The organism is Arthrobacter sp. Y3221114 (assembly GCF_059092625.1).
This window is the reverse complement of record NZ_JBNHHW010000001.1, coordinates 769,205-796,105: the sequence shown is the minus strand read 5'-3', so window position 1 is coordinate 796,105 and position 26,901 is coordinate 769,205. Positions and strand designations below refer to the sequence as shown.

Genomic DNA, 26,901 nt, shown 5'->3' with positions numbered 1-26,901 from the left:
CACCGCGGAGGAACCATGACTGAAACCCTCGAATTCACCCAGCAGCTCTCGGACCGTCCGAAGAGTGCCGAGGAGCGCGCCGCCATTTTGGCGAACCCGGGCTTCGGCAAGCACTTCACGGACCACACGGCCGTCGTCGACTACAAGGTCGGCGCCGACGGCAAGGGCAGCTGGTCGAATGCGCGGATTGAGCCGTACGGGCCCATCATGTTGGATCCGGCCGCCGCGGTGCTGCACTACGGCCAGGAGATTTTCGAGGGCCTGAAGGCCTACAAGCACGCAGACGGATCCGTCTGGACGTTCCGGGCCGAGGCCAACGCCGCCCGGTTGAACACGTCGGCGCGCCGCCTGGCCCTTCCGGAGCTGCCGGAGGAAACCTTCATCGAGTCCCTGCGCCAACTGGTCACCACCGACAAGGCGTGGGTTCCCTCCGGCGACGGCGAAGCGCTGTACCTGCGCCCGTTCATGATCGCCACCGAGGCGTTCCTGGGCGTGCGCCCCGCCCACGAGGTCTCCTACCGCGTGATCGCCTCGCCGGCCGGCAACTACTTCGGCGGCGAGCTCAAGCCGGTGTCCATCTGGCTCTCCGACCGCTACTCCCGCGCCGGCGAAGGCGGTACCGGCGAGGCCAAGTGCGGCGGCAACTACGCCGCGTCGCTGGCCGCGCAGCTGGAAGCCGAAGCCAACGGCTGCCAGCAGGTGCTGTTCCTGGACAAGTTCAACGACAACGCAATCGAAGAGCTCGGCGGGATGAACGTGTTCTTCGTCTTCAAGGACGGCAGCCTGGTCACTCCGGAGCTGAACGGCCACATCCTGCACGGCGTCACCCGTTCCTCGGTGATCGAGCTGGCCAAGGACCGCGGCCTGGACGTGCAGGAACGCAAGATCACCATCGACGAATGGCGCGACGGCGTGGCAGCGGGGGACATCACCGAGGCCTTCGCCTGCGGCACGGCCGCCGTGATCACCCCCATCGGCGAGCTGAAGGCCGACGGCTGGAGCATCGCCTCCCCGAGCGCCGGGTCCGGCGACGTGTCCATGTCCATCCGCCAGGAGTTGCTCGGCATCCAGACCGGCGCCGTGGAGGACTCGCGGGGCTGGCTCACCCGCCTGGCCTGACCGCCCGCCTGGCCTGACCGCCCGCCTGGCCTAACCGCCGCTTCCGTTCCGGCAACGGCCGGGCCACACTGGGTCCATGACGGTGGCGGCGTACGTCCTGGCGGCGCTCTTCGGTGTGGTGTTGATTGCCGTTGGCGCGGCGGAGGCCTTCTTCTACCGCGACCAGCGCTTCCACCGATTGTTCCTCATCCGGCCCGAGGACGTGGGCGCGGTGCGGCTATGGACCATCAACGTGGGCTTCTACAACATGGTCTGGGGGCTGGGCGCCCTCGCCGGCGTGATGATCACCGCCGGCGGCAGCCCGGCCACCGGCGAGACCATCATCGTATTCACCTGCACCGCCCACGTGATCCTCGGGGCCGTGCTCTGGTTCTCTGAACGCCGCCTGTGGCAGAGTGCGCTTGCCCAGTCGGTCCTGCCGCTGGTGGTCCTGCTCCTGTTGTTCCTCTGAGCCAGGATTACGACGGCGGGGGCCCGCCTTTCCGGGGCGCCCCGCCGTCCCCGCGGTTACCGCTTCCGGGCGGCTGCCTTGCGTTCGGCGGCCTTTCGGGCCTTCTTGGAGACCGGCTTCAGCGCCTTGCGCTCGGCCTCTTCGGCGGCAATCCGGTTCTTCCGGGCATCCACCAGATCGTTCCACAGCGCGGTGGCGAAGCTTCCGCCGTCGCGTGCGTAGACCTCGTACGGGAAGGAGGCGAAGATCGAGGACGGCGACGCCGTCCCCGGGAGTTCCTTGCCGCTCTTCAGCGCGTACGCGTCGCCGAGCGCCCAGGTCTCCGACAGGAAGCGGGCCAGGTTCTCGCGAATGAACACGTTGGCGTCCGGGGCGTCCGCCGCCTGTTCCAGCAGGGCCTGCAGCCGGGAGGACGCCAGCGCCGCTGCGGCGGCGGCGGCATCCGCACCGCCCTCGGCGGCAGCCTCAAGCTCCGCCGTGAACTCCTGGACGGCGGATTCCCAGTCGGTGGTCTCGCGGTTTTTCTGCCAGGTGGGGAACCACACGATGTCCCCGTTGGCGTGGTTGTGGATGTGCTGCATCCCGCTGTTGCGCTCGGCCACCGCATGGTCGTGCTCGGCCATGTCGTATTCGGCCAGCAAGTCGGCCAGAGACGTAGTGTTCTTGGTATCCGCCATGGAGTTTTTCCTTTTCGTGCAGCTGCAATGGTTCCATCAAGGGCAACCCCACTGCCGCTCGGACTTATTCCATCTCCACGGTGGCCGTGCGTCCGGCATGCGCCGCCAGCCACGCCCGCGCTTCGGACTCGTCGTCGAAATAGCGGGCCGGGAAGTCATCGTGGGCGAAGATGCGCACAAAGAAGCTGGCGAGCACCCGGTCCACCGCCCCGTTGCCTAGCACTGCCAAGGCGACGGCCGGCGTGAAGGTATCGGCGATCATCCGCGCCTCCGGAGTCACCCAGCGCACGCCGGCCATTTTCAACAGCACCGACACCTGCCGGTCTCCGGCCACTTGGAAGAGGTGGTCGACAACGTGCTGCGCGAGCTCTGCACCGACGCTGAGGCCGCCTCGGACAGTCAGCACCAGGAGGCCATCCCCGCCCAGTTGCACGTCGTATGTTGAATCAACTTTCTCCAGCACTGATCCCCCCATCCGGCTGGGAAGATGTGCGCATCGCCCAACCCTCGTCCGGCCGCCGTTGGCCGGACTGCAGGTGCCTTAGCTTAGCCAACATCGTCAAGCCACCGGTACAGGCCGGCAAATGTGAACGGATGCCTTCCTTCCGGCGGAAATGACGACGGTGGTGCCTGCCGCCCCGCGCCGTCGACCTGCGGCTCCGGGCGGGGAATGCGAGGATGAATCCTGTGACCGCTGAACAGAACCCCTCCCTTGTCCGCAGCAGTGAGCTGACCCGGTACCGGCTCGCCCCCAACCCGGGTCCGATGAGTCTGGACGGCACCCAGTCCTTCGTGATCGCCGCCCCGGGGAACAGGGGAGCGGTCGTTGTCGATCCCGGGCCGCTGGACGAGACGCATCTGGCCGAGCTGGCGGCGGCGGGAGAGGTGGAACTGGTCCTGATTACCCACCACCACATCGACCACACCGAAGCGAGCGAGCGCTTTCATGAGCTGACCGGCGCCCCGGTGCGTGCCTTGGACGAAGCACTCTGTCATGGCGGCGAACCGCTGGGGGACGGCGAGGTGATTCGGGCGGGTGGCGTCGAGATCCGTGTGCTCGCCACTCCTGGCCACACCGCGGATTCGGTGAGCTTCCATCTTCCCGACGACGGACCACACGGCTCGGTGCTCACCGGCGACACCATCCTGGGCCGCGGCACCACCATCATCGCCTACCCGGACGGCAGGCTTGGCCCGTACCTGGATTCGCTGGCCCGACTGGAACGCCTCGGTCCGGCGAAGGTATTGCCGGCGCACGGCGGCACGCTCCCAGATCTGTCCGCCATCTGCCGCGAGTACGCCAGCCACCGCCGCCTGCGCCTGGACCAGATCCGCGCCGCCCTGGAGCACCTCGGCGCCGACGCGACCATCGATGCGGTCACGGACCATGTCTACGCCGACATCGACCCCGCCGTCCGCCTCGCCGCCGAATCCTCCGTCGCCGCTCAGCTTGACTACCTGCGCGGCTGAGTTGTGCAGGTGTGGACGTGTCCCGTTTGAAATCCACGGGCCGGAAACCAGTAGGCTAAACCCATGCGCATAGCCCGGTTTGTCCTTGAATCCGACCCCCAGTACGGCATCGTCGAAGGCGAGGAGGGGAGCGAACAGGTCACCGTCATCGCCGGCGACCCGTTCTTCAACGGCATCCAGCCCACGGGTGCCCAGCACAAGCTCGAGGACGTGCGGCTGCTCGCCCCGATCATTCCGCGCAGCAAGGTGATCGGCATCGGCCGCAACTATGCAGACCACATCCAGGAAATGGGCAACGAGACGCCGGTCGCCCCGCTGATGTTCCTCAAGCCCAACACCTCGGTCATCGGCCCGAACGAACCGCTCGTCCTGCCCGAATTCTCCGACGAAGTCTCCTACGAAGCCGAGCTCTGCGTGATCATCGGCCGGATCTGCAAGGACGTGCCGGTAGAGCGCGTGGACGAGGTTATCTTCGGCTACACCTGCGGCAACGACCTGACCGCCCGGGATGCGCAGCGCACGGACAACCAGTGGGCCCGCGCCAAGGGATTCGACGGCTCCGCCCCGCTCGGTCCGTGGATCGAGACCGAACTGGACACGGAAGGCCTCGCCATCCGCGGCCGGCTCGACGGCGAACTGAAGCAGGACGGCAATACCTCGCAGATGATCTGGGGCGTCAAGGAACTGGTGTCCTACGCCTCCCAGGCCTTCACCCTGCTCCCGGGCGACGTCATTATGACCGGCACCCCCTCCGGCGTCGGCACCATCGAATCCGGCCAGCGCTACGAGGTCGAGATCGAGGGCATCGGCACGCTCTCCAACACGGCCCGCCGCTGATCCCATGCCAGCACGCCGCCGCTCCTTCGGTGTCTTTGCGCTCGGATCGCTGACCACGTTTTCCGTAGCAGCCCGGGCCACCCACTATTGGGGCGGCCCGGACTGGCTGGCGGGGACGTTTCTGGCGGTAGGCATCCTGTTGGCGCTCTATTACCTCTACCGATACACCGCCGGATGGCGCCGGAAGAAGCCACGCAAGAAGTAGCCGGGCTTCCGGCTCGGCAAGGGGCAGTGGCTTGGCAGACTAAACTGGAGCACATCATGACTACTGCTGCTGCCATCCCCACTGTCGACGACGAAACTCCTGTCCGTGTGCGCTTCTGCCCGTCTCCCACGGGCACGCCGCACGTAGGACTGATCCGGACTGCCCTGTTCAACTGGGCCTACGCCCGGCACACCGGCGGCACCATGGTGTTCCGGATCGAGGACACGGATGCCGCCCGCGACAGCGAGGAAAGCTACCAGCAGTTGCTGGAGGCGCTGAAGTGGCTGGGCATCACGTGGGACGAGGGCGTGGAGGTCGGCGGACCGCATGAACCGTACCGCCAGTCCCAGCGCGGCGATATCTACCAGGACGTCATCACGAAGCTCAAGGAAGCCGGCCACCTCTACGAGTCCTATTCCACCCCGGAAGAAGTCGAGGCCCGGCACAAGGCCGCCGGCCGCGACGCAAAGCTGGGCTACGACAACTTCGACCGGGAGCTGACGCGGGACCAGATCGCCGCGTTCAAGGCCCAAGGACGCGAACCGGTGCTGCGGGTCCGGATGCCGGACGAGGACATCACCTTCACCGACCTGGTGCGCGGGGAGATCACCTTCAAGGCCGGCAGCGTGCCGGACTTCGCCGTCGTCCGTGCCAATGGCAAGCCGCTCTACACGCTGGTCAACCCCGTGGACGACGCGCTGATGGGCATCACCCACGTTCTCCGCGGCGAGGACCTGCTGTCCTCGACTCCCCGCCAGATCGCGCTCTACCGGGCGCTGGTGGACGTCGGGGTGGCCCGCTATATGCCGCTGTTCGGCCATCTCCCGTACGTGATGGGCCAGGGAAACAAGAAGCTTTCCAAGCGGGACCCCGAGTCCAACCTGTTCCTGCACCGGGAACGCGGTTTCATCCGCGAGGGCCTCCTCAACTATCTCTCCCTGTTGGGCTGGTCGCTGTCCGCCGACGAGGACATTTTCACCATCGACCAAATGGTGGAAGCCTTCGACATCCACGACGTCCTGGCCAACCCGGCGCGCTTCGACCTGAAGAAGGCCGAGGCGATCAACGGGACCCATGTGCGCTTGCTTGAACCCGGCGACTTCAAGCTCCGGTTGATCCCCTACCTGCAGCACGCCGGCCTGGTCGGGGAGTCGTTGACGGAACGCGAGCAGATGATCCTCGCCGACGCCGCACCGCTGATCCAGGAGCGCATCACCTTGCTGGGCGAGGCGCCCGAGATGGTGGCGTTCCTCTTCAAGAACGACAACGAGATCGATATCGCCGACGATGCGCGCAAGGGCCTGCCCGAGAACCTGACGGAAGCCTTGGACGCCGCGCTGGCCGCGCTGGAACCCCTCCAGGAGTGGACGGCAGAGAACATCCAGGCAGCCTTGCGGTCGGCCTTGGTCGAGGGCTTGGGGCTTAAGCCGCGGCTGGCCTTCGGGCCGGTGCGCACCGCCGTCTCCGGCCGTCGGATTTCGCCGCCGCTTTTCGAATCCATGGTGATCCTGGGCAAGGACTCCTCCCTGGCGCGCATCAAGGCCTTCCGCGGCTGACCGCGGGCCCGAACGACGCACGGTCCAGCCGCCGCGCGTTGCTCGTTTTGCACTTTCGAGCAGGCATCCGGTAAAGTAATTACTCGTGCTGAGGCGCTAAGGAATGGGCGAGAGCCCGTTTCCAACGGCTCCGAAAGTGCCATTGGGATATGGTGTAATTGGCAACACAACGGTTTCTGGTACCGTCATTCTAGGTTCGAGTCCTGGTATCCCAGCGCTACAGTCTCCGCCACGGCGGAGACTGGATTGTGCGGAGCGCAAACTCCAAACAAACCTACGGCCCCATCGTATAGCGGCCTAGTACGCCGCCCTCTCACGGCGGTAACGCGGGTTCGAATCCCGCTGGGGTCACGGTCCGCCAAGGACAAGGCAGTGCAGGCCTTCAACTGTGCAAGCTATGCGGCCCCATCGTATAGCGGCCTAGTACGCCGCCCTCTCACGGCGGTAACGCGGGTTCGAATCCCGCTGGGGTCACCAACAGCCGGTCCCGGACATCCCGTCCAGGACCGGCTTTTTGCATGCCCGGAGAATCGTCATGCGTCATGCCTACGGCCCGCCTTGGCGAGGTTGACGGCTCCTGCTGGCATGATAGAAAACGTGACGAGCAGGTTGCCCGAGGGCGAAGACAGGGGAGCGGCAGCGGCCGTCATGCTCCTGGAACAAAGCCGCGGCTCGCTTGAAGCGAGCCAGTTGCCGCTGGACGTTCCCGGTGCAGCCGCAGCCCGCGGAACAATCGCGGCCGCCATTGCCCAGCTGGACGACTACATTCTGCCCCGCTACCGCACCCTGGAAGCGCCGCTGTTGGCCGTGGTGGGAGGATCCACCGGCGCCGGGAAATCAACGCTCGTGAACGCGGTGGCGGGCTTTCCGGCCACCCGTGCCGGAGCGATTCGGCCCACCACGCGCCAACCCGTCCTGCTGCACCATCCGAGCGACGGGGCATGGTTCGCGGAACGGCGGATCCTGCCCGGCCTCAGCAGAATCACCGGAACACTGGCGACGGACGCTGCCGACAGGCAAGCCTACAATCCGGAGCCCGCGGGCGAACCGGCGGGAACCTCGCTGGTGTTGCTCGCCGACGGCAGCATTCCTGCGGGCATAGCGTTGCTCGATGCACCGGATATCGATTCGATTGCCGACGAGAACCGGCGACTGGCCGGACAACTGCTGGCCGCCGCCGATTTGTGGATCTTCGTCACCACCGCCAACCGGTACGCCGACGCCGTGCCGTGGGCGCTGCTCCTGGACGCCGCGCGACGGGACATCGAAGTGGCGGTCGTCCTGGACCGGGTACCGGAAGAAATTGAGCGTGAGGTGCGCGCCGACCTGGCCGGCCTGCTGCAGCGGCAGGGCCTCGCAGCGGCCCGGCTGTTTGTCATCCTCGAGTCCAAGCTGGACGACCAGGGCATGCTGCCGGCCGGCGCCGTCGATCCCCTCCGGGCGTGGCTCCAGGAACTCGCCGCTGACGCGTCCGGCCGCGCCGACATTGCCCGCCGCACCCTCGGCGGGGCGGTGCGCTCATTGGCCACAACGGTCGGGGCGGTCGCCGATGCCGCGGACGACCAGCATGCCGCCGGCCGGAGACTGCGCAAGGTCGTGGAAGACGCCTACGAGGCGGCGACCACGCGGGCTCTCGCGGCTACGGAGGACGGCACCCTCCTCAGGGGCGAGGTATTGGCGCGGTGGCAGGACTTTGTCGGCACCGGCGAATTCTTCCGTGGCATCGAGAGCGGGATAGGCCTGCTGCGGGACCGGATCGGCGCGTTCTTTTCCGGCAAACCCGCTCCCTCCGTCGAAGTCGAGGAAGCCATCGAGTCCGGCCTGCAGGCCGTCGTCGTCGAGGCAGCGGCCGCCGGCGCCGAGGAGGCCGACACGCGCTGGCGGGCGGACCCGGCCGGACAGGGCCTGCTCGGACGGGAGGACCTGTCGACCCCCAGCGCGGGCTTTGCGGATGAAGTAGCGCGTGAAATCCGGGCGTGGCAGGCAGACCTGCTGGAATTGATCCGCAGCGAGGGCGAAAGCAAGCGCTTCACCGCACGGATGCTCTCCTTCGGAGTAAACGGCCTCGGGGTGGCCCTGATGGTGGTAATTTTCGCGGCCACCGGCGGGCTGACCGGTTTGGAAATCGGCGTGGCGGGCGGAACGGCCGTCGTGGGCCAGAAGCTGCTGGAAGCGGTCTTCGGCGAGGACGCCGTGCGCCGGCTGGCGCGCAAGGCCCGCGCCGAGCTGCAGGAGCGCACGCGCAGGCTCATGCACGCCGAAGCGGAGCGCTTCCTGTCCCGAATCCCGGACGTGCCGCAGGCAAGGCCCCTGCGCGGACTGGCACAGCAGCTGCGGGCCTTGGGAGCCCAGACGGACACGGGAGCGTCGGATTGAGCCGCCACCGGGGGCAGCCCGAAACGTCCCTGTTGCAGACACGGCTGGATGCCTTAAACACAGCCGCCGGGCTCGCCGCGGGCGTGCTGCCGGAAGCGGAACTCGCGCCCATCAACGAAGTCCTGGAACGGGCCAGCACCCGCCGCTCCCTGTCTGCCGAGCACACCGTGGTGGGGTTTTTTGGTGCGACGGGCAGCGGAAAATCCTCCCTCTTCAACGCCGTATCCGGGACGCACCACGCCACCGTGGCGGCACGTCGTCCCACCACGTCGGAAGCGTTGGCGGGAATTTGGGGAACCGCCGGCAGCGAACCGCTGCTGGACTGGCTGCAGGTGGCCAACCGGCACGTTTTGGACGACGGGTCGTTCACCGGGCACGGCGGCCTGATCCTGCTGGACCTGCCGGACTTTGATTCCACCGCCGTCGAGCATCGCGCCATTGTGCAACGGTTCGTCGGCCAGGTCGACGTACTGGTCTGGGTGCTGGACCCGCAGAAGTACGCCGATGCAGCCGTGCACCATGGGTTCCTGCGGCCGTTGGCCTCCCACGATGCGGTGACGTTGGTGGTGCTGAACCAGGTGGACCGGCTGGCCGAGGGACAGCTGCAACCGGTCTTGGGTTCGCTGAGGGAGATTTTGCTGCGTGACGGTCTCGGCCGGGTGGATGTTTATCCCGTCTCCGCCACGACGGGAACCGGCCTTGAGGAGCTGACGGCAGCAATCACGGCCTTCGCCGACAAGCGGCAGGCCGCAGCGGAGCGGCTGCTCGCCGACGTCAGAAAGGCAGCCCAGGCCCTGGACGTTGAACCCGAGGCGGAGCCGGCCGGCGTCAGCAAGGCAGCCAGGAGCATCTTGGCCGAGCAGCTGGCCCAGGCGTCAGGAGTGGATGCGATCAGCGACGCCGTGGGGGCCTCGTACCGGCGGAGGGCGCATGCCCGGACCGGGTGGCCGGTGGTCCGCTGGCTCGGAAAACTGCGCCGTGATCCGCTCAAGCGGCTCAACCTGGACCGCAAGGACGTCAATCCGCTGCTCAACCGCTCGTCGATGCCGGCGCCGGGCCCCGCCCAGCAGGCCCAGGCCGACAAGGCCATCCGGCAGTTCGCGGACCGCGCCGGTGAAGGCGCCGGCGCCCCATGGCGCGCGGCCATCCGGAGGGCAGCACGGTCCTCGGAGGAGACACTCCCGGACGACTTGGACCAGGCCCTGGTGGGCACGGACCTGCGCTCCGACCGTGCGTCGTGGTGGTGGCCGGTCTTTGGGCTGCTCCAGTGGCTCGCCCTCGCGGCCGCCTTGGCCGGAGCGCTCTGGCTCCTGGGCATCGCGGCCCTGGGGTACCTCCAGTTCGTGGTGCCCGAGACACCAACGGTCGAAGGATTCCCGGTGCCGACCTTGTTGCTGACCGCCGGGATCCTCGCCGGGGTGGTGCTGGCGCTGGCATCCGGCCTGGTCGCACGTTCCGTTGCCCGCGCCCGCGCCTCGAAGGCACGACGGCGGCTCCGGGACGCTGTTGCGCGGGTGGCGGAAGAGCGGGTGGTACGTCCTGTCGAAGAGGCGGTGGCCCGGCACCGGGAATTCAGACAGGCAGTGCTGAAGGCGTCCGGGGAATGACGTCCGCAGGAAGCCGCAGGGCCATCGGCCCCGACAACACACTCGATGACAAGGAGAACGCAAAGATTGGCCGCTGAACTGACTGTCAACGATCTGGACGAAGGGTCGCTTCTGGACAGGATTTTCCCCCGGCTCGGCCCCGCCGACGTCCCGGTCGGCCCAGGCGATGATGCTGCCGTTATCGACGCACCCGATGCCCGGACCGTCATCTCGATCGACACGTTGGTACAGGATCAGGACTTCCGGCTTGAGTGGCCCTCCGGCTACCGGACGACGGGCTACGACGTCGGGTGGAAATCCGTGGCTCAGAACCTCTCCGACATCAACGCCATGGGGGCCGTGCCAACGTCCATGGTCATCAGCCTGACCCTGCCCGGGGCGACGCCGGTGGCGTGGGTCGAGAGCCTGGCCGACGGCGTGGCCGATGCCATACGCAAACTGGGTGCGGACCGGTGCTCCGTCGTCGGCGGTGATCTTGGGCGCGGCGAGGCGCTGGTGGTCACGGCTGCCGTTACCGGGGATCTCGAAGGCCGCCGCCCCGTACTGCGCGGCGGTGCGCGTCCCGGCGATGTCGTCGCCGTGGCGGGGACGCTCGGGCGGGCGGCGGCTGGATTAAGCCTGCTCGAAAGCACGCATTTCAGCGACAAGGCCCAGGCTTCCCTGCAGGCGCTGGCTGCGACCCAGTCCCGGCCCATGCCTCCGCTGAGCGCCGGCCCGGCTGCGGCAGAATCCGGCGCCACCGCCATGATGGACATCTCGGATGGCCTGCTCCGCGATGCCTCCCGGTTGGCACGCGCCAGCCGTGTCGCGGTGGACCTGGACTCAGGACAGTTGCGGCACTTTTGCGCACCGCTGGACGAGGCGGCGGCGCTGTTGGGTGTGGACCCCATGGACTGGGTCCTCGGTGGCGGCGAAGACCACGGCCTGCTCTGTACCTTCCCCGCCGCACAAGCCCTGCCGGAGGGCTTCGCCGCCATCGGAGTGGTCAGCGGCAGCGGGTCGGCTCATGTGACCCTCGACGGCAGCCCCGCACAGGTCCGGGGATGGGACCACTTCAGGGGCTGAACCGCTAGTCGTTGGTCTTCTTTAAGGCTTCGGTCAGTTGCGCGGCCGCGTTGCAGACCACCTCGGCATGGAGCCGGCCGGGTTGCCGCGTGAGCCGTTCGATCGGCCCGGAGATGGACACGGCGGCAATGACCCGCCCGGACGGACCGCGGACCGGGGCGGAAACAGACGCCACGCCGGGTTCGCGTTCGCCCAGGCTCTGGCCCCAGCCGCGGCGGCGCACGCCGGCGAGGACCGTCGGGGTGAAACGCGCCCCATGGAGCCCTTCGAGCAGCCTCTCGTGGTCTTCCCACGCCAGCAGGACCTGGGCGGCGGAGCCGGCCTTCATCGAAAGCTGCGTCCCCACCGGAATGGTGTCCCGCAACCCGATCGGCCGTTCGGCCGAGGCGACGCATACCCGCGAATCGCCCTGCCGGCGGAAGACCTGGGCGCTTTCACCCGTGGCATCGCGGAGGTTCATGAGCACCGGGCCGGCAGCGGCTATGAGCCGGTCTTCGCCCGCGGCCGCGGCCAACTCCACCAGCCTGCTGCCCAGGACGAACCTGCCTTGCATGTCGCGGCTGACCAGCCGGTGGTGGACCAGCGCCAGGGCGAGGCGGTGGACGGTGGGCCGGGCCAGCCCGGTGGCGGCAACCAATTGCGCCAGGGAAGTAGGCCCGGCCTCCAGGGTGTCCAGCACCATGGCCGCCTTGTCGATGACGCCGACACCGCTTGGATTGTCCATAAGTTGATACTCCCATCTCAATATGTGAGATGCAAGTCGATTGACTGGCGGGAGAGCGGCCGCACTGGAAGAGTTAAAGCACACACTTAGTGCGGGCCTCCCGGCGGGAGGATAAGCCTGCGTTGGTAATGATGGAGGAGATCTGGCCATGGCCGGTAACACTGCGGGCAAGACGCTCGCCGAAAAAGTCTGGGATGCACACGTCGTGCGCCGCGGCGAAGGTGAAGGCGCGGCGCGCCAGCCCGACCTCCTCTTTATCGACCTTCACCTGGTGCACGAGGTCACGTCGCCGCAGGCTTTCGAGGGCCTGCGCCTGGCGGGGCGCAGGCTGCGCAGGCCGGACCTGACCATCGCGACCGAGGACCACAACACCCCGACGCTGGATATCGACAAGCCCATCGCCGATCCCACCAGCCGCACCCAGATTGAAACGCTGCGCACCAACTGCCGGGAATTCGGGGTCCGCCTGCACTCGCTCGGCGACGCCGAGCAGGGGATCGTGCACGTGGTGGGTCCCCAGCTGGGACTCACCCAGCCGGGCATGACCGTGGTGTGCGGGGACTCGCATACCTCCACCCACGGCGCGTTCGGGGCGCTGGCTTTCGGCATCGGGACCTCCGAAGTAGAGCACGTCATGGCGACGCAGACGCTGTCGCTGAAGCCGTTCAAGACGATGGCCATCAACGTCGAGGGCACGCTGCGCCCCGGCGTCACCGCCAAGGACATCATCCTGGCGGTCATCGCCAAGATCGGAACCGGCGGCGGCCAGGGCTATGTGCTGGAGTACCGTGGCTCCGCCATCCGGGCACTGAGCATGGAAGCCCGGATGACCATCTGCAACATGTCCATCGAGGCGGGCGCCCGCGCCGGCATGGTGGCGCCGGACCAGACCACCTTCGACTACCTCAAGGGCCGCCCCCACGCCCCGGAGGGTGCCGACTGGGACGCCGCCGTCGAAAACTGGCAGACCCTGCGGACCGACGACGACGCCGAATTCGACGCCGAGGTGTTCCTGGACGCCAACACGCTGGAGCCGTTCGTCACCTGGGGGACCAACCCCGGACAGGGCGTTTCCCTGTCGGAAGCCGTGCCCTCGCCCGACGACTTCGCCGACGAAAACGCCAAGGCCGCGGCCGAACGCGCGCTGACGTACATGGGTCTCGAAGCCGGCACCCGCATGAAGGACATCCAGGTCGACACCGTCTTTTTGGGCTCCTGCACCAACAGCCGGATCGAGGACCTGCGCATCGCGGCGGACATCATCCGCGGCCGGCAGAAGGCACCGAACGTGCGCATGATGGTGGTCCCCGGATCCGCCCGCGTCCGGCTGGAAGCAGAAGCCGAAGGTCTGGACAAGGTGTTCAAGGAGTTCGGCGCCGAGTGGCGGTTCGCCGGCTGCTCCATGTGCCTGGGCATGAACCCGGACCAGTTGGCACCGGGGGAGCGCTGCGCGTCCACGTCCAACCGGAACTTCGAGGGCCGGCAGGGCAAGGGCGGACGAACGCACCTGGTATCGCCGGTCGTGGCGGCGGCCACCGCAGTCCGGGGCACGCTGAGTTCGCCGTCGGACCTGGGACCGGTCAACAACGACGCCGTATCGCGGCCTGCTGCTTAAGGAGCCTGAAGAATCATGGAGAAGTTCACCACTCATACCGGCATCGGCGTCCCGCTGCGGCAATCCAACGTGGACACCGACCAGATCATCCCGGCGGTGTACCTCAAACGGATCACCCGGACAGGCTTCGAAGATGCCCTCTTCGCGGCGTGGCGCAAGCACGAGGACTTCATTCTCAACCAGGAGCCGTTCAACCGCGGGTCCGTCCTCGTGGCCGGCCCGGATTTCGGTACCGGTTCCTCGCGCGAACACGCTGTCTGGGCGCTGAAGGACTACGGGTTCCGTGTTGTGCTCTCCTCCCGGTTCGCCGACATCTTCCGGGGAAACTCCGGCAAGCAGGGCCTGCTGGCTGCCGAAGTCGCCCAGGATGACATCGAGCTGATCTGGAAGGAACTGGAGAACCACCCGGGCACCGAAATCACGGTGGACCTGGAGTCGAAGACCGCCATCTGCGGAACCATCACCGCCCCGTTCGAGATCGACGACTACACCCGCTGGCGGCTGCTCGAAGGTCTGGACGATATCGGGTTGACCCTGAAGCATGAGGCGGAAATCACCACCTACGAGGCCACCCGGCCATCCTGGAAGCCGAAGACCCTGCCGGCCAAAGTCTGAGGACACGCGCCCTGCCCCGAATCGGCGCCGTCGAGGGAACCGTTCCGGCTCCGTCGGCGGCGCCGATTTGCACCTGCGACTGCATCATGCAAGGCACCGGCCGGCAGGAGGGAAAGCGCCGGACTCGCACCCCGTTTATTTCAGAGTGGTCACGGATTGCCAATATGCTTAGCTGAGGCCTTGGCGCAGTTCGGCGCTAAACTAGCTTGAGGAAACAGGTATTCATGGCAAGTGTTTTGACCATTCGTGGTGGCGTTCCGTTGGCGGGGAAGGTGTCCGTCCGCGGTGCCAAGAACCTGGTTCCCAAAGCGATGGTCGCGTCCTTGCTCGGCGGCAACGCCTCGGTCCTGCGGAATGTGCCCGAAATCAGGGACGTGGAGATCGTCACCAGCCTGCTCCGCCTGCACGGCGTCGAGGTGTCCAAGGACGCGGTGACCGGTGACCTGACGCTTGACCCCACCAACGTCAAGACAGCCCACATGAAGGACATCGACGCCCACGCCGGCGATTCCCGCATTCCGATCCTCTTCTGCGGGCCCCTGATCCACGCGATCGGCGAAGCCTTCATCCCCGACCTGGGCGGTTGCCGGATCGGCGACCGGCCCATCGACTACCATCTCGACGTGCTGCGCCAGTTCGGCGCGATCGTGGACAAGCGGCCCGGTGGCATTGCCATCTCCGCACCCAGGGGATTGAAGGGCGCCAAGCTTACGCTGCCGTATCCCAGCGTGGGCGCCACCGAACAGGTTCTCCTGACCGCAACCCGCGCCGAAGGCATCACGGAACTGAGCGGCGCCGCCATCGAGCCGGAGATCATGGACCTGATCGCCGTGCTGCAGAAGATGGGCGCCATCATTTCAGTCCAGACCGACCGTGTCATCCGTATCGAGGGCGTCACCGAACTGGCCGGCTTCAACCATCGCGCGCTGCCCGACCGCAACGAAGCCGCGTCATGGGCTTCCGCGGCTCTGGTGACGCAGGGAGACATCTACGTCGAAGGGGCCCATCAGGGCGATCTCACCGCCTTCCTGAACACCTACCGCAAGATCGGCGGGGCGTTCGACATCGACGACGACGGCATCCGCTTCTACCACCCGGGCGGGAGCTTGTCCCCGCTGGTGCTCGAGACCGACGTCCACCCCGGTTTCATGACGGACTGGCAGCAGCCCCTGGTCGTTGCCCTGACGCAAGCCGAAGGCGTCTCGATCGTGCACGAGACCGTCTACGAAAACCGGTTCGGATTTACCGAGGCCTTGATTCGAATGGGCGCGAACATCCAGGTGCACCGCGAATGCCTCGGCAGCATTCCGTGCCGCTTCGGGCAGCGGAACTTCCTCCATTCTGCCGTGATCTCGGGACCCACCCAGCTTTCCGGTGCCGAAATTGACATCCCCGACCTGCGCGGCGGATTCAGCCACCTGATCGCCGCCTTGGCGGCGGCAGGAACCTCCCGCGTCACCGGCATCGAACTCATCAACCGTGGATACGAACGCTTCCAGTCAAAGCTGGAGGGCCTCGGCGCGGATTTCGACGTCGAGTAGGCGGCCATGGGAGCAGACTCCAAAGAGCGGGTGGTCATCGGTGTCCTCGCCGGCGTTGTCCGGCCGTTCCTGAACCTGGCGCTCCGGCGCAACTGGACGGGGATGGAGAATTTTCCCAAGGACCGGGGATTCATCGTCTGTCCGAACCACAACACGGAGATCGATCCGCTGGTGGTCGGCCATTACGTCTACAACCAGGGCGCCCTTCCGCATTTCCTGGCGAAGGCCTCGCTGTTCAAGATTCCCGTCGTCGGGCAGCTGTTGACGGCGGCCCGGCAGATACCGGTGGAGCGAAGCAGCTCAGGCGCAAACCGTTCCTTGGACGTCTCGCGCGAGGTGCTCGATGAAGGCGGTGCCGTGATCATCTACCCCGAGGGGACGCTGACGCGGGATCCGGATCTGTGGCCGATGCGCGGGCGCACCGGGGCGGCAAGGCTCGCGCTGCAGACCGGCGCACCCATCATTCCGGTGGCGCACTGGGGTGCCAACGAGCTGTTGCCCCGCTATGCGAAGAAGCCGAGCCTTTTCCCGCGCAAAACGGCCCGCGTCACGGCCGGACCTCCGGTGGACCTGAGCGAATTCAGCGGCTTGCCGATCACCAGGACAGTTCTCGAGGCCGCAACGAATAGGATTATGGACAGCATCACGGCGCTGCTGGCCGAAGTACGCGGCGAGGAAGCGCCTGCCGTCCGCTGGGATCCTTCTGCTCACGGTCAAAGCGCCATTGGCCGGGACTTTGGGTCCGGCGAGCCGGTGCACACAGAAGAGCTACCGCCCGAGGAGAAGTTGTGACCGCACGCCCCGACCTGCCTGCCAACATCGCAGTTCTCGGAGCAGGAAGCTGGGGCACCACCTTTGCCAAGGTAGTCGCGGACGCCCATCCCGAGGTCGAGGTCAGGCTTTGGGCCCGGCGCGCCGAAGTGGCCGCGGAAATCAATTCCACGCACCGGAATGCGAAGTACCTGCAGGACATCGTGCTGCCGGAGAACATCGTCGCTTCGGAAGACGTAGCCAAAGTCCTCCATGGCGCGCCGCTGGTGGTACTGGCGGTTCCCGCCCAGACCCTCCGGCCGCAACTGGCTTCCTGGAAGCCGCTGCTCGATCCGGAGGCAGTGGTTGTCTCGCTCATGAAGGGACTGGAGCGGGGTACCGATGCCCGCATGAGCGAAGTCATCAAGGAGGAGCTCGGACTGTCCGACGACCACGTAGCCGTCATTTCCGGCCCCAACCTGGCGCTCGAGATTGCGCGCAAGGAGCCGACGGCCTCGGTGGTGGCCTGCACGGACGACGACACCGCGCAGTGGATTGCGCGGCTGTGCACGGCGAGCTATTTCCGCCCCTACACGAATTCGGACGTTACGGGGGTGGAGATCGGCGGCATCGTCAAGAACATCATTGCCCTCTGCGTGGGAATCTGTGACGGCAAGGGCATGGGCGACAACACCAAGGCCACGGTCATCACCCGCGGACTGGCCGAGACCACCAGGCTCACCCTTGCCCTCGGGGGCGAGGTCCAGACGATGGCCGGGCTGGCGGGGCTCGGCGACCTCGTCGCTACCTGCGCGTCGCCGCTGTCGCGCAACCATACAGCCGGACGGCTCCTGGGCGAAGGCCTGACCCTCGACCAAGTGACGGAACGAATGACCCAAACAGCCGAAGGCATCAAGTCCGGCCGCGCCGTGCTGGATCTGGCCACCAAGGTGGGCGTGGACATGCCGATCACCGAGGCAGTGGTCGCCGTCTTGGAGGGGCAGGTTTCCGTTGAGGCGCTGGCGCCACGCTTGTTGACCCGTGAACTCAAATCCGAAGGTGAACTCCAGTGAACGACGAAACCATGCCCACCGCGAAGGCTCCGGCTCCGGGCCGCAAACCCCGCGTCGCCGTCCTTTTCGGCGGGCGGTCCAGCGAACATTCCGTGAGCTGCGTCACCGCGGCCGGCGTTCTCGGGGCCATCGACAAGGACAAGTACGACGTCGTTCCCATCGGGATTGCGCGCAACGGCCAGTGGGTCCAGGTCGCCGATGATCCGGCCCAATGGTCGCTTGCCTCGGGAAAAATGCCGGAGATCAGTACGTCCGCCGAACCTGTGATGCTGGCCAGCAGGCGGGACACGCCGGAACTCATGGTCGCGCCGGCCGCGCAGGTACCGCAGAGCCTGGGGAACGTGGACGTGGTGCTGCCGCTGCTGCATGGGCCGTTTGGCGAGGACGGTACGCTTCAGGGACTGCTGGAAATGGCCGATGTCCGATACGTCGGCGCCGGCGTGCTGGCCTCTGCCGTCGGCATGGACAAGCACTATATGAAAGTGGTCTTCGAATCTGCCGGCCTCCACGTCGGCCCCTATCAGGTCATCACGGACCGTCAGTGGCGGCAGGACCCGGAAGCGGCGCTCGAACGCCTGGGCACGCTTCAGTTCCCGGTCTTCGTCAAGCCGGCCCGGGCCGGTTCTTCCATGGGCATCACCAGGGTCGCCGAGCCGGGTGGCCTCCGCGCCGCCGTGGAGGCTGCCCGGGAACACGATCCCAAGGTTGTTGTCGAAGCCGGCATCATCGGCCGCGAAATTGAAGTAGCGGTGCTGCAGGGCCGGGGAGTGGAACCAACCCGCACCAGCCTGCCCGGGGAAATCGCCGTCCAGCCCGGCGGGCATCAGTTTTACGATTTCGAAGCGAAATACCTGGACGGTACGGCGGCGGCCCTCAGCTGCCCGGCGGATCTGCCCGCTGACGCCACGGAGAAGGTGCGCGAACTCGCCGCGCAGGCATTCGACGCGCTCGGGGGAGAAGGGCTCTCCCGGGTTGACTTCTTCTACACGCCGGACGGCGAGCTCGTTATCAATGAGATCAACACCATGCCGGGGTTTACGCCCATCAGCATGTACCCGCAGATGTGGGCGAAGTCCGGGCTGCCTTACACCGAGTTGATCGACGAACTGCTGTACCTGGCGCTCAACCGCAAGACAGGTCTCCGTTAAGCGGCCGGCTACAGGACGTCGGAAATGCTCAGGCACTCCCGTTCCTGGGGAATCTCAGCCGCAGCCGGCGAGAGGTCCATTAACACGCTGCTCTCGGCTACGTCGTCGGGCTTGAAAATCAGTTCCGTGGCAGGCGTGCGCCCGTAGGTTGTGGCCGTCCAGTAGCCGTTCTCACCTTCGCGCAGCACCCAGTCGACGTCGTCGACCGAGACGCATTGGTCCGTCGTAGGACCGGGAACCTGCACCCCGCACCGCAGGATCACCTGGGAAGGGTCTCCCCACGCGGCTGTCGCCTGGCTGCTCGTCTCACGGCGCGGGAAATCGGCGACGTACTGCGGGAGGATGACCATCATCGGTGCGCATCCTGGGTTTGCCGCGTCCGGAGCCGCGTCAACATTAACAACCGGCGAGCACGCCGTGAGGCTTCCCAGGAACCCGAGCGATAAAAGGACAGCAAAACGGCGGCGTCGGGGGTAGGCGCGGGTCATACTGCTAGCGTATCCCGGTCATTGCGGCACGCTGGTGTGGCAGTGACCGCAGCCACGCCCAGAGGGATCCTGCAGGGGGGGACACGGCCCCTGGGTTTATCCTTTAGGTAGCCTCTCCCTAGGAAGTGACCCCTTTGACCGCTGAGTACGACAATGACTACCGCCCGCGGCGGCAGCGCCGCGAGCGGAAAAAAAATTCCCTTCGAACCATCTTCTTCACCCTGGTGGGCATCGTTGTTGTCGCGGCGATCGTCGGAGGTGGCTACTTGTTCAACTTGGCTAATTCCTTCAACAGCAAGTCCCAGACGATTGAATCAGCCTTTCCGGACAATCGGGCGGAGAAAGACCCGAACGATAAGACGGTCAATATTCTTCTGATGGGTTCGGATGGCCCGGCCACCGGTGAACAGAATCTGACCGAGACCTTGGGTGGCAGCCGGTTCGACACCATGATGCTGATGCATATCCCTGAGAATCGGGGGAACGTCTACGTCATGTCGATCATGCGGGATACCTGGGTGGACATTCCGGGTCACGGGGCGCACAAGATCAACGCCGCCATGGCTTTTGGCGGTGTACCGCTCGTCGTCGAAACCATCGAAGGGCTGTTTGAGGCCCGCATCGACCACGTCGCGATCATCGACTTCTCAGGGTTCAAGGAACTGACCGATGCCTTGGGGGGGGTGGAGATCGATAATCCGGCGGCCTTCTCGGCGACCGGGTCGACCGGGGAGTTCTTCCCGGCCGGCACACAGACTCTCGACGGCGAGTCTGCCCTGTCCTTTGTGCGGGAGCGGAAAGCATTCAGCGACGGCGACTATCAACGCGTCCGCAACCAACAGCTCTTCGTCAGGGCCCTGATGTCCGAGCTCCTGACGGCGGAGACACTGACAAACCCTCTGCGCATCATCGAGGTCGTCGACGATTTTTCCCCGTTCGTCAGCGTTGACAGTGAATTTGACGCCATGGCCGCAGGGTTCCTAAGTTTTTCACTTCGAGACGTGCGTTCAAGCGACGTCCAGATGTTCACCCTTCCGACTCTGGGCACCGGCACCTCGGCCGACGGCCAGTCGATCGTCCTGCCGGACGAAGCGGCCATCGCCGAGATTGCCGGTGCACTGCAGAACGACAGCCTCCGCGAATACCTGAGTACCGCGGACCTTGAGTGAGGGCACGAGGTGGCCGTCGTTCGCCGGTGAGCTGAGCCGGCTGCGGTAGGCTCAGGTAACGCCGAAGGACCGAGTACGATCGTTGGCGGGCATCGCCGGCGCATGCAGATGGGACCATTTTGCAGACCAAGATTGCTGCCAATGCCGAAGCGCTGCGCCGCTGGCTGTCCAGGGCCGAGGTCGTCCTGGGCAATCACAGCGACCGCCTGAACGCCATCAACATCTTCCCGGTGGCCGACGGCGACACGGGGACCAACCTCTACCTGACCATCCGGGCGGCCGCGAAGTCGGCCGCCGAAAACCGGACGGCGGACATCGGCGAACTCCTGGCCGGAGCCGGCCAGGCCGCGATGGAAGAAGCGCGCGGCAACTCGGGCACCTTGTTGTCCGTTTTCCTGGCGGCCCTGGCCGAACCTTTGCGGGGCACGACCCGGTTGACGGGGCCGCTGCTCGCCGCGGCCCTCCAACGTGCCGAAATCCGGTGCTGGTCGGCGTTGAGCGAGCCCGTTGAGGGAACCATGCTCTCCGTCATCGCCGCAGTCTCGCGGGCGGCGTCGGCGGTACATGCGGCAAAGAACGGCGACGACAGCAACCACGGGCTGGCGGCAACGCTGGAATCGGTCGTGGAAGAGGCCGTCGCCGCGGTCGTCAGGACCGAGACCCAGCTCGGCGCACTGGAATCGGCCCACATCGTCGATGCCGGCGCCGTCGGGTTCCTGCTCATCATGGACACACTGCGGGCCAGCGCCCTGGGCGTGGAACTGCAGCCGGAATTGCTGGACGGCCTGCACGGCTACAACGTGCAGGATCCGCACCTGCACCTGGACCACGTGGATGAAGGCGTCGAGGTGATGTGCACCGTCAACCTCAGCCCCCTGGACGCCGCAACGCTGCGCCTGAAGCTGGACGAGCTGGGCGACTCGGTCATCATGAGCGCGGTGACCGAAATCGAGGGCGGGTACCGTTGGCGCGTCCATGCCCACGTGCCGGACGGCGAAGCGGCCCTTGACGTCATCCGGGAGCTGGGGGAACCGATGAACGTCAGCATGACGGAGCTGGCCGGCCCGCCGGAGCAGTCCCATGGCGGCTGACCTGCCTGATGAGCTGAGCGTTCCGCTGGAGCGGCGGCTCGGCAAGCGCTCGGCCTCGGCACTCGAAAAGCACCTGGGCATGACGGTCACCGGGGAACTGCTCAATTACTTCCCGCGGCGATACATGAAGCGCGGGGAGCTGACCATGATCGCCGAACTGCCGATCGACCAGGATGCAACCCTGGTGGCCCGGGTGCTCAGCACCAGTTCCCGCAAGATGCGGGCCCGCCGCGGTTCGCTGACCGAGGTTGTCGTGACCGACAATTCCTCGGACATCAGCCTCACCTTTTTCAACGGCTACCAGGCCGAACGGGAGCTGCGGCCGGGAACCATCGCCATGTTCTCCGGCAAGGTGACCTCCTACCGCGGAAACCTGACCTTGACCAACCCCGACTACCAGTTGCTTGAAGACGCCTTCGAATTCGACGCCGAGGAGGCCCTGCGCCCGGTGCCCATGTATTCGGCAACGGCAAAGCTGGGCAGCTGGCGGATCAAGGCAGCCGTGGACCTCTTGCTCGATGCCGTGGATTTCAGCCGCCTGGGCGACCCCATCCCGACTGACATCGCCGTCCGGGACGGGATGCTCTCGCTGGCCGAGGCCTACGAACAGATCCACCGGCCCCCAACGATGGAGGCCGCCAACGCGGCCCGGGACCGCTTCCGCTATCAGGAAGCGCTGGTCTTGCAGGCGGCCCTCGGGCGCAAGCGGGCCATCGCCGCGGCGGAACAGGCGACTGCGCGCCCGGGACGGAAGGGCGGTATTGCCGACAAGTTTGACGCCCGGCTGCCGTTCGGTCTGACCTCGGGGCAGCGCGAGGTCGGCGCAACCATCGCGTCCGAGCTGGCCGGCGATTCACCCATGAACCGGTTGCTGCAGGGCGAGGTCGGTTCGGGGAAGACCCTGGTTGCCCTTCGGGCCATGCTGCAGGTGGTCGACTCGGGCGGGCAGGCCGTCCTGCTGGCGCCGACCGAGGTACTGGCAAGCCAGCATTTCGCCTCGATCACCCGGACGCTTGGACCCCTGGCGCAGGGCGGCATGCTGGGCGGCGACCCCGACGGCACCAAGGTTGTGCTGTTGACCGGGTCGATGACCGGAACGGCCAAGCGCAGGGCCTTGCTCGACGTGGCGACCGGAGAGGCAGGCATCGTCGTCGGCACCCATGCCCTGTTGTCCGACACGGTGCAGTTCCTGGACCTTGGCCTCGTGGTAGTGGACGAACAGCACCGGTTTGGCGTGGAGCAGCGCGACCGTCTCCGGAGCCGTTCGGCCACGCCTCCGCACCTGCTGGTCATGACCGCCACCCCCATTCCCCGGACGGTGGCGATGACCGTCTTCGGGGACCTGGAAACGTCAGTGCTGACCGAGCTGCCCGCGGGCCGCGCGCCGATCACCACCCACATGGTGGCTTTGCAGGAACACCCCGCTTGGGAGGGCCGGATCTGGGAACGCGCCCGCGAGGAGGTCGCCGCCGGCCGGCAGGTCTACGTTGTGTGTCCCAAGATCGGCGATGACGAGCTCGAAGAAGCCGATCCGCCGGACGAACTGTCTGAGCAGCAGGAGCAGCAGCGGCCCATGGCGTCGGTGGCCGCTCTGGTGGAGCACCTGGGCGGGCTGCCGGTCCTGGACGGAGTCCGGGTCGGCATGCTGCACGGCCGGATGGACCCGGAGCAGAAAGCTGCTGCCATGGCGGCGTTCAACGACGGCACGCTGGACATCCTGGTGTCCACCACGGTCATCGAGGTCGGCGTCGACGTGCACAACGCCACCATGATGGTGATCCTGGACGCCGACCGCTTTGGCATTTCGCAGCTCCACCAGCTCCGCGGACGGGTGGGCCGGGGCGGTCTCCCGGGTACCTGCCTGTTGGTCACGCAGCTGGAGCCGGGGCACCCCAGCCGGGAGCGGCTGCAGGCGGTCGCCGCGACCACCGACGGGTTTGAACTCTCGCAGGCAGACCTCCAGCTGCGTCGCGAAGGTGACATCCTCGGGGCGTCCCAATCCGGCGGCAAGTCGACCCTGAAGCTGCTGCGCGTGATCAAGGACGAGGCGGTTATCGCCCGTGCCCGGGACGACGCGACGGCCATCCTGCAGCGTGACTCCACCCTCGCCCAGTATCCGGAGCTGGCGGACGCTATCGAGTTGTACCTGAATCCCGAGCGGGAGGCCTTCCTTGAACGCGGGTAACCGTTGAGCCGGATCGTCGCCGGCGTGGCCGGGGGACTGGCGCTGGCGAGCGTGCCGGGGGAGAACACGAGGCCCACGACGGACCGGGTCAAAGAGGCGCTGTTTTCCCGGCTGGAGTCCTATGACGTGGTGGCCGGCGCACGGGTGCTCGACCTTTTCGCCGGCTCCGGGGCACTGGGAGTCGAGACCGCCAGCCGCGGTGCCGCAACTGTCGACCTGGTCGAAGCGGCCGACAAGGCCGCGGGGGTTTGCCGCCGCAATGCCGAGCTGGTCAACGGCAAGCTGGGCCGGAAGACGGTCAAAGTTCACCGCATGAAGGCGGAACGGTTCCTCGAGCACCTGCCGGCGGGACAACACTGGGACCTGGTGTTGATGGACCCGCCGTACCCCTTGGGCGAGGATGCGCTCGGCGGCATCCTCACATCCCTGTCCGGATTCCTCGCCGACGGCGCCGTCGTCGTCGTTGAACGTTCTTCGCGGTCTCCCGAACCCGGGTGGCCCGAAGGCCTTAACCGGTTCGCCGTCCGGAAGTACGGCGAGACCCAGCTCTGGTTCGCCGAGCCTGTCCTGGGTGCGTCAGCCGCCGGCGAATGAATCCAGTTCGGGGCCGGTGAGGACGGCCGCCGGGTGCGGGCCTGCCGCCAGCAGGGCTGTCGACCATTCCGGCGGCCAGGCACCTCTGCGGGCGGCGAGGACAATGTTTCCGGCCCTTCGGCTACCGAACATGCCCGCCTCGCCCAGCGCCGCCACCGACCCGGCAACCGACGCCAGCTCTGTGATCTGCCGCTTGGCGAACGTCAGCGGCGGATCGTCTCCGACATTGACCAGCACCACCCCGTCCGGCTCAAGTACCTCCAGCAACTCCTCGTAGAAGTCCGCCGTGGTCAAGTGTTCCGGGGCGTCGTCGCCGGCGAAAACATCCAGCACGACCACATCGAAGGTGCCCTCGATATCTCCGAACGCCAGCTCGTGCCGCGCATCGCCGAAGTGGACCGCGAGGTCGGTTCCGTCAGGCATGGGAAGGTACTCGAGGACGAAGTCCAGCAGCTCCCGCTCCAGCTCGACGGCGACCTGACGGGAACCGGGCCGGGTGGCCTGCACATACCGGGCCAGCGTCAGCGCACCGGCGCCCAAGTGAAGGCAACGCAGCGGGACCCCTGTCGGGCCCGCCAGATCCACGACTTTGGCGATCCTGCGCAGGTATTCGTAGAACACCTCGTCGGGATGCCTCAGATTGACGTGCGACTGCTCGGCGCCGCCAATGCCCAGGACGTAGGATCCCGGCACACGGTCGTCCTTGTCGATGCTGGCATGGAGGCCGCTGCCTCGCAGGTAACGTTCGGTCACGGCTCAGACCCTGTTCGGTAGGGAAGCGAGGCGTTGCGCGGCGTCCTGCAGGACCTCGGTCTTCTTGCAGAACGCGAAGCGCAGCAGCGAACGGGTCCGCTCGGCGCCGTCGGGGTGGCAGAAGACCGGCACCGGGATGGCGGCCACACCGATCTCCCCGGGCATCCGCCGGGCGAGCTCCAGCGAGTCGGTGAAGCCCAGCGGTGCCGTGTCCACGTTGACGAAGTACGTCCCCTGCGGCGTGAAGACATCGAAGCCGGCCTGTCGCAACCCCTCGCTGAGCAGGTCCCGCTTGGCCTTCAGGCCTGCGGCGATGTCGCTGTAGAACGAGTCCGGCAGCCCCAGTCCCACCGCCACCGCGTCCTGGAACGGCGCGCCTGAGCTGTACGTAAGGAATTGCTTGACCGTACGCACGGCTGCGACGAGGTCCGCCGGGCCCCAGAGCCAGCCGACCTTCCAGCCGGTGAACGAAAACGTCTTGCCTGCCGACGAGATGGTGAGTGTCCGCTCGGCGGCTCCCGGCAGGGTGGCGATGGGGATGTGCGGTACATCGAAGGTCAGGTGCTCGTAGACCTCGTCGGTGACGATCAGCGCGCCGTAGCGCTCGGCCAACTCGACGATGCGCGCCAACGCCTCGCGGGGAAAAACGCTGCCCATCGGATTGTGCGGGTTGTTCACCAGCACCATGCGGGTGCGCTCCGAAAAGGCTGCTTCGAGTGCGTCCAGGTCGGGCTGGTAATCGGGGGCGAGGAGGGGAGCCGTGGTGTGCCGGGCTCCGGTCAGCCCGATGATCGCTCCGTACGCGTCATAAAAGGGCTCGAACGTCAGGACTTCGTCGCCCGGTCCGGTCAGGGCCAGCAGCGTCGCGGCCAGCGCCTCGGTGGCTCCGGTCGTGACGATGATTTCGGTTTCCGGGTCCGGTGACAGGCCGTAGAACCTTTCCTGGTGGGCGGCAATAGCGCCGCGCAGGGTTAGTGATCCCTTGCCGGGAGCATATTGGTTTTTTCCGCCCCGGATGGCGTCGATGGCGGCGGCAGCGATCTCCGCCGGACCGTCCTCGTCGGGAAACCCCTGCCCCAGATTGATGGCGCCGGTCCGCGCGGCGAGGGTCGTCATTTCCTCGAAGATCGTGACACCGAGGCCGCCGTCGTCGCCGAGGAGGTTCGATCCGGCCGCCGTCCGCTGCCACGGTGCCGGAACATCGGCCCGCCGTCCGTGGACGAGTTGCCTCATTGCTGTGCTCATGACTCCCAGTATTACCACCGAAGCGTAGTGCACCGCCCGCCGGATCGACTAGATTCGACTCTATGCGCCGTGCCGTCTGCCCAGGATCCTATGACCCGCTCCACAAAGGCCACGTGGAAATCATTGCCCGTGCCGCCAGCATGTACGACGAGGTCATCGTCGCCGTCTCGACCAACTACGCCAAGAAGTACCGCTTTAGTCTCGACGAGCGGCTCACCATGGCCCGCGAGACGCTGTCCTACCTCCGCGGCGTGAGCGTTGAAGCCATGGGCGAAGGCCTGCTGGCCGAATACTGCCGCAGCCATGGTGCCGGCGTCATCGTCAAGGGCCTGCGCTCGTCGCAGGACTACCACTACGAGCTGCCCATGGCGCACATGAACCGGCACCTGGCCGGCATCGAGACGGTTTTCCTCGCCGCGGAAAGCAGCTACACGCACCTGTCGTCAACCTTGATCAAGGAGATCGCCTCGCTGGGCGGGGATATCTCGGAGTTCGTGCCGAAGGCCGTGCTGGCCCGTTTCCGCGCGGGGGAGCAGGTCCGTTAGCT

General features: G+C 66.6%; 26 protein-coding genes and 3 tRNA genes. 23 read left to right on the top strand and 6 right to left on the bottom strand.

The annotated features are described in order from the left end of the window. Positions 1–15 precede the first annotated feature (15 nt). Both AC5RV3_RS03655 and AC5RV3_RS03650 read left to right on the top strand, forming a co-directional pair. Entirely contained in the window at positions 16–1,119 is a 1,104-nt protein-coding gene (locus AC5RV3_RS03655; RefSeq protein WP_494120936.1) for a branched-chain amino acid aminotransferase, read from the top strand. 76 nt (positions 1,120–1,195) lie between these two features. Continuing rightward, positions 1,196–1,570 (top strand): DUF1304 family protein, encoded by a 375-nt coding sequence (locus tag AC5RV3_RS03650; protein WP_494120935.1) that lies wholly within the window; start codon positions 1,196–1,198, stop codon positions 1,568–1,570. Positions 1,571–1,626: 56 nt separating this feature from the next. On the opposite strand, the gene AC5RV3_RS03645 is transcribed toward AC5RV3_RS03650, so the two are convergent. Beyond that, positions 1,627–2,247, bottom strand: coding sequence for a hypothetical protein (locus AC5RV3_RS03645; RefSeq protein ID WP_494120934.1), 621 nt, complete (start codon positions 2,245–2,247; stop codon positions 1,627–1,629). A gap of 64 nt (positions 2,248–2,311) precedes the next feature. Then, positions 2,312–2,710, bottom strand: a complete 399-nt coding sequence (locus tag AC5RV3_RS03640; protein ID WP_494120933.1) for a DUF7793 family protein — start codon at positions 2,708–2,710, stop codon at positions 2,312–2,314. A 215-nt stretch (positions 2,711–2,925) separates the two neighbouring features. On the opposite strand from AC5RV3_RS03640, the gene AC5RV3_RS03635 reads away from it, so the two are divergent. The 10 genes from AC5RV3_RS03635 (at position 2,926) to AC5RV3_RS03590 (ending at position 11,363) form a co-directional block, all read left to right on the top strand. After that, a complete protein-coding gene (locus tag AC5RV3_RS03635) occupies positions 2,926–3,717 on the top strand; it encodes an MBL fold metallo-hydrolase (protein ID WP_494120932.1) in 792 nt (263 codons plus the stop codon). 63 nt (positions 3,718–3,780) lie between these two features. Beyond that, entirely contained in the window at positions 3,781–4,554 is a 774-nt protein-coding gene (locus AC5RV3_RS03630) for a fumarylacetoacetate hydrolase family protein (protein WP_494120931.1), read from the top strand. 4 nt (positions 4,555–4,558) lie between these two features. After that, on the top strand, positions 4,559–4,759 hold the full coding sequence (locus tag AC5RV3_RS03625; RefSeq protein ID WP_494120930.1) for a hypothetical protein: 201 nt from the start codon (positions 4,559–4,561) through the stop codon (positions 4,757–4,759). A gap of 56 nt (positions 4,760–4,815) precedes the next feature. Beyond that, positions 4,816–6,315: a glutamate--tRNA ligase gene (gltX, locus tag AC5RV3_RS03620; RefSeq protein ID WP_494120929.1), complete on the top strand. Its 1,500-nt coding sequence runs from the start codon at positions 4,816–4,818 to the stop codon at positions 6,313–6,315. Between the two features lie 143 nt (positions 6,316–6,458). Beyond that, positions 6,459–6,530, top strand: a tRNA-Gln gene (locus AC5RV3_RS03615). A gap of 63 nt (positions 6,531–6,593) precedes the next feature. Further along, a tRNA-Glu gene (locus AC5RV3_RS03610) sits at positions 6,594–6,666 on the top strand. A 50-nt stretch (positions 6,667–6,716) separates the two neighbouring features. Continuing rightward, positions 6,717–6,792 (top strand) — tRNA-Glu (locus tag AC5RV3_RS03605). Between the two features lie 171 nt (positions 6,793–6,963). After that, a complete protein-coding gene (locus tag AC5RV3_RS03600) occupies positions 6,964–8,691 on the top strand; it encodes a dynamin family protein (RefSeq protein WP_494121028.1) in 1,728 nt (575 codons plus the stop codon). After that, positions 8,688–10,298, top strand: a complete 1,611-nt coding sequence (locus AC5RV3_RS03595) for a GTPase (protein ID WP_494120928.1) — start codon at positions 8,688–8,690, stop codon at positions 10,296–10,298. The genes AC5RV3_RS03600 and AC5RV3_RS03595 overlap by 4 nt, the downstream gene beginning before the upstream one ends. 45 nt (positions 10,299–10,343) lie before the next feature. After that, positions 10,344–11,363, top strand: coding sequence for a thiamine-phosphate kinase (locus AC5RV3_RS03590; protein ID WP_494120927.1), 1,020 nt, complete (start codon positions 10,344–10,346; stop codon positions 11,361–11,363). Between the two features lie 4 nt (positions 11,364–11,367). Here AC5RV3_RS03590 and AC5RV3_RS03585 read toward each other — a convergent pair whose 3' ends face one another. Next, on the bottom strand, positions 11,368–12,087 hold the full coding sequence (locus AC5RV3_RS03585; RefSeq protein WP_494108538.1) for an IclR family transcriptional regulator: 720 nt from the start codon (positions 12,085–12,087) through the stop codon (positions 11,368–11,370). A 148-nt stretch (positions 12,088–12,235) separates the two neighbouring features. On the opposite strand from AC5RV3_RS03585, the gene leuC reads away from it, so the two are divergent. The 6 genes from leuC (at position 12,236) to AC5RV3_RS03555 (ending at position 18,829) form a co-directional block, all read left to right on the top strand. After that, the gene (gene leuC / locus AC5RV3_RS03580) at positions 12,236–13,702 is read left to right on the top strand and encodes a 3-isopropylmalate dehydratase large subunit (RefSeq protein WP_494120926.1); all 1,467 of its coding nucleotides are present in this window, start codon (positions 12,236–12,238) and stop codon (positions 13,700–13,702) included. 15 nt (positions 13,703–13,717) lie between these two features. After that, entirely contained in the window at positions 13,718–14,317 is a 600-nt protein-coding gene (gene leuD / locus AC5RV3_RS03575) for a 3-isopropylmalate dehydratase small subunit (protein WP_494108536.1), read from the top strand. A gap of 224 nt (positions 14,318–14,541) precedes the next feature. Beyond that, positions 14,542–15,858 carry a UDP-N-acetylglucosamine 1-carboxyvinyltransferase gene (gene murA, locus AC5RV3_RS03570; protein ID WP_494111310.1) on the top strand — a complete coding sequence of 439 codons (1,317 nt, stop codon included), beginning with the start codon at positions 14,542–14,544 and terminating at the stop codon, positions 15,856–15,858. Positions 15,859–15,864: 6 nt separating this feature from the next. Continuing rightward, positions 15,865–16,650, top strand: a complete 786-nt coding sequence (locus AC5RV3_RS03565) for a lysophospholipid acyltransferase family protein (RefSeq protein ID WP_494111311.1) — start codon at positions 15,865–15,867, stop codon at positions 16,648–16,650. Next, complete coding sequence (locus AC5RV3_RS03560) at positions 16,647–17,681, top strand: NAD(P)H-dependent glycerol-3-phosphate dehydrogenase (protein WP_494111312.1); 1,035 nt, start codon at positions 16,647–16,649, stop codon at positions 17,679–17,681. The genes AC5RV3_RS03565 and AC5RV3_RS03560 overlap by 4 nt, the downstream gene beginning before the upstream one ends. An 11-nt stretch (positions 17,682–17,692) precedes the next feature. Then, positions 17,693–18,829, top strand: a complete 1,137-nt coding sequence (locus AC5RV3_RS03555; protein WP_494121027.1) for a D-alanine--D-alanine ligase family protein — start codon at positions 17,693–17,695, stop codon at positions 18,827–18,829. A gap of 8 nt (positions 18,830–18,837) precedes the next feature. On the opposite strand, the gene AC5RV3_RS03550 is transcribed toward AC5RV3_RS03555, so the two are convergent. Beyond that, positions 18,838–19,317 (bottom strand): DUF3515 domain-containing protein, encoded by a 480-nt coding sequence (locus tag AC5RV3_RS03550; RefSeq protein WP_494120925.1) that lies wholly within the window; start codon positions 19,315–19,317, stop codon positions 18,838–18,840. A 134-nt stretch (positions 19,318–19,451) separates the two neighbouring features. Here AC5RV3_RS03550 and AC5RV3_RS03545 point away from each other — a divergent pair, with 134 nt between their 5' ends. From AC5RV3_RS03545 to rsmD, 4 genes are all read left to right on the top strand, one after another. Beyond that, the gene (locus AC5RV3_RS03545) at positions 19,452–20,486 is read left to right on the top strand and encodes an LCP family protein (RefSeq protein ID WP_494120924.1); all 1,035 of its coding nucleotides are present in this window, start codon (positions 19,452–19,454) and stop codon (positions 20,484–20,486) included. 152 nt (positions 20,487–20,638) lie between these two features. Next, positions 20,639–21,577, top strand: coding sequence for a DAK2 domain-containing protein (locus AC5RV3_RS03540; protein ID WP_494111356.1), 939 nt, complete (start codon positions 20,639–20,641; stop codon positions 21,575–21,577). Continuing rightward, positions 21,567–23,762 (top strand): ATP-dependent DNA helicase RecG, encoded by a 2,196-nt coding sequence (locus tag AC5RV3_RS03535; protein ID WP_494120923.1) that lies wholly within the window; start codon positions 21,567–21,569, stop codon positions 23,760–23,762. The genes AC5RV3_RS03540 and AC5RV3_RS03535 overlap by 11 nt, the downstream gene beginning before the upstream one ends. Positions 23,763–23,765: 3 nt before the next feature. Continuing rightward, complete coding sequence (gene rsmD, locus AC5RV3_RS03530) at positions 23,766–24,356, top strand: 16S rRNA (guanine(966)-N(2))-methyltransferase RsmD (protein ID WP_494120922.1); 591 nt, start codon at positions 23,766–23,768, stop codon at positions 24,354–24,356. Here the strand turns inward: rsmD and AC5RV3_RS03525 are convergent. Both AC5RV3_RS03525 and AC5RV3_RS03520 read right to left on the bottom strand, forming a co-directional pair. After that, positions 24,339–25,109: a spermidine synthase gene (locus tag AC5RV3_RS03525; RefSeq protein WP_494120921.1), complete on the bottom strand. Its 771-nt coding sequence runs from the start codon at positions 25,107–25,109 to the stop codon at positions 24,339–24,341. The genes rsmD and AC5RV3_RS03525 overlap by 18 nt on opposite strands. 3 nt (positions 25,110–25,112) lie before the next feature. Next, on the bottom strand, positions 25,113–26,354 hold the full coding sequence (locus tag AC5RV3_RS03520) for an aminotransferase class I/II-fold pyridoxal phosphate-dependent enzyme (protein WP_494120920.1): 1,242 nt from the start codon (positions 26,352–26,354) through the stop codon (positions 25,113–25,115). A gap of 62 nt (positions 26,355–26,416) precedes the next feature. Here AC5RV3_RS03520 and coaD point away from each other — a divergent pair, with 62 nt between their 5' ends. After that, on the top strand, positions 26,417–26,899 hold the full coding sequence (coaD, locus tag AC5RV3_RS03515) for a pantetheine-phosphate adenylyltransferase (RefSeq protein WP_494108511.1): 483 nt from the start codon (positions 26,417–26,419) through the stop codon (positions 26,897–26,899). The last annotated feature ends 2 nt before the right edge of the window (positions 26,900–26,901 follow it).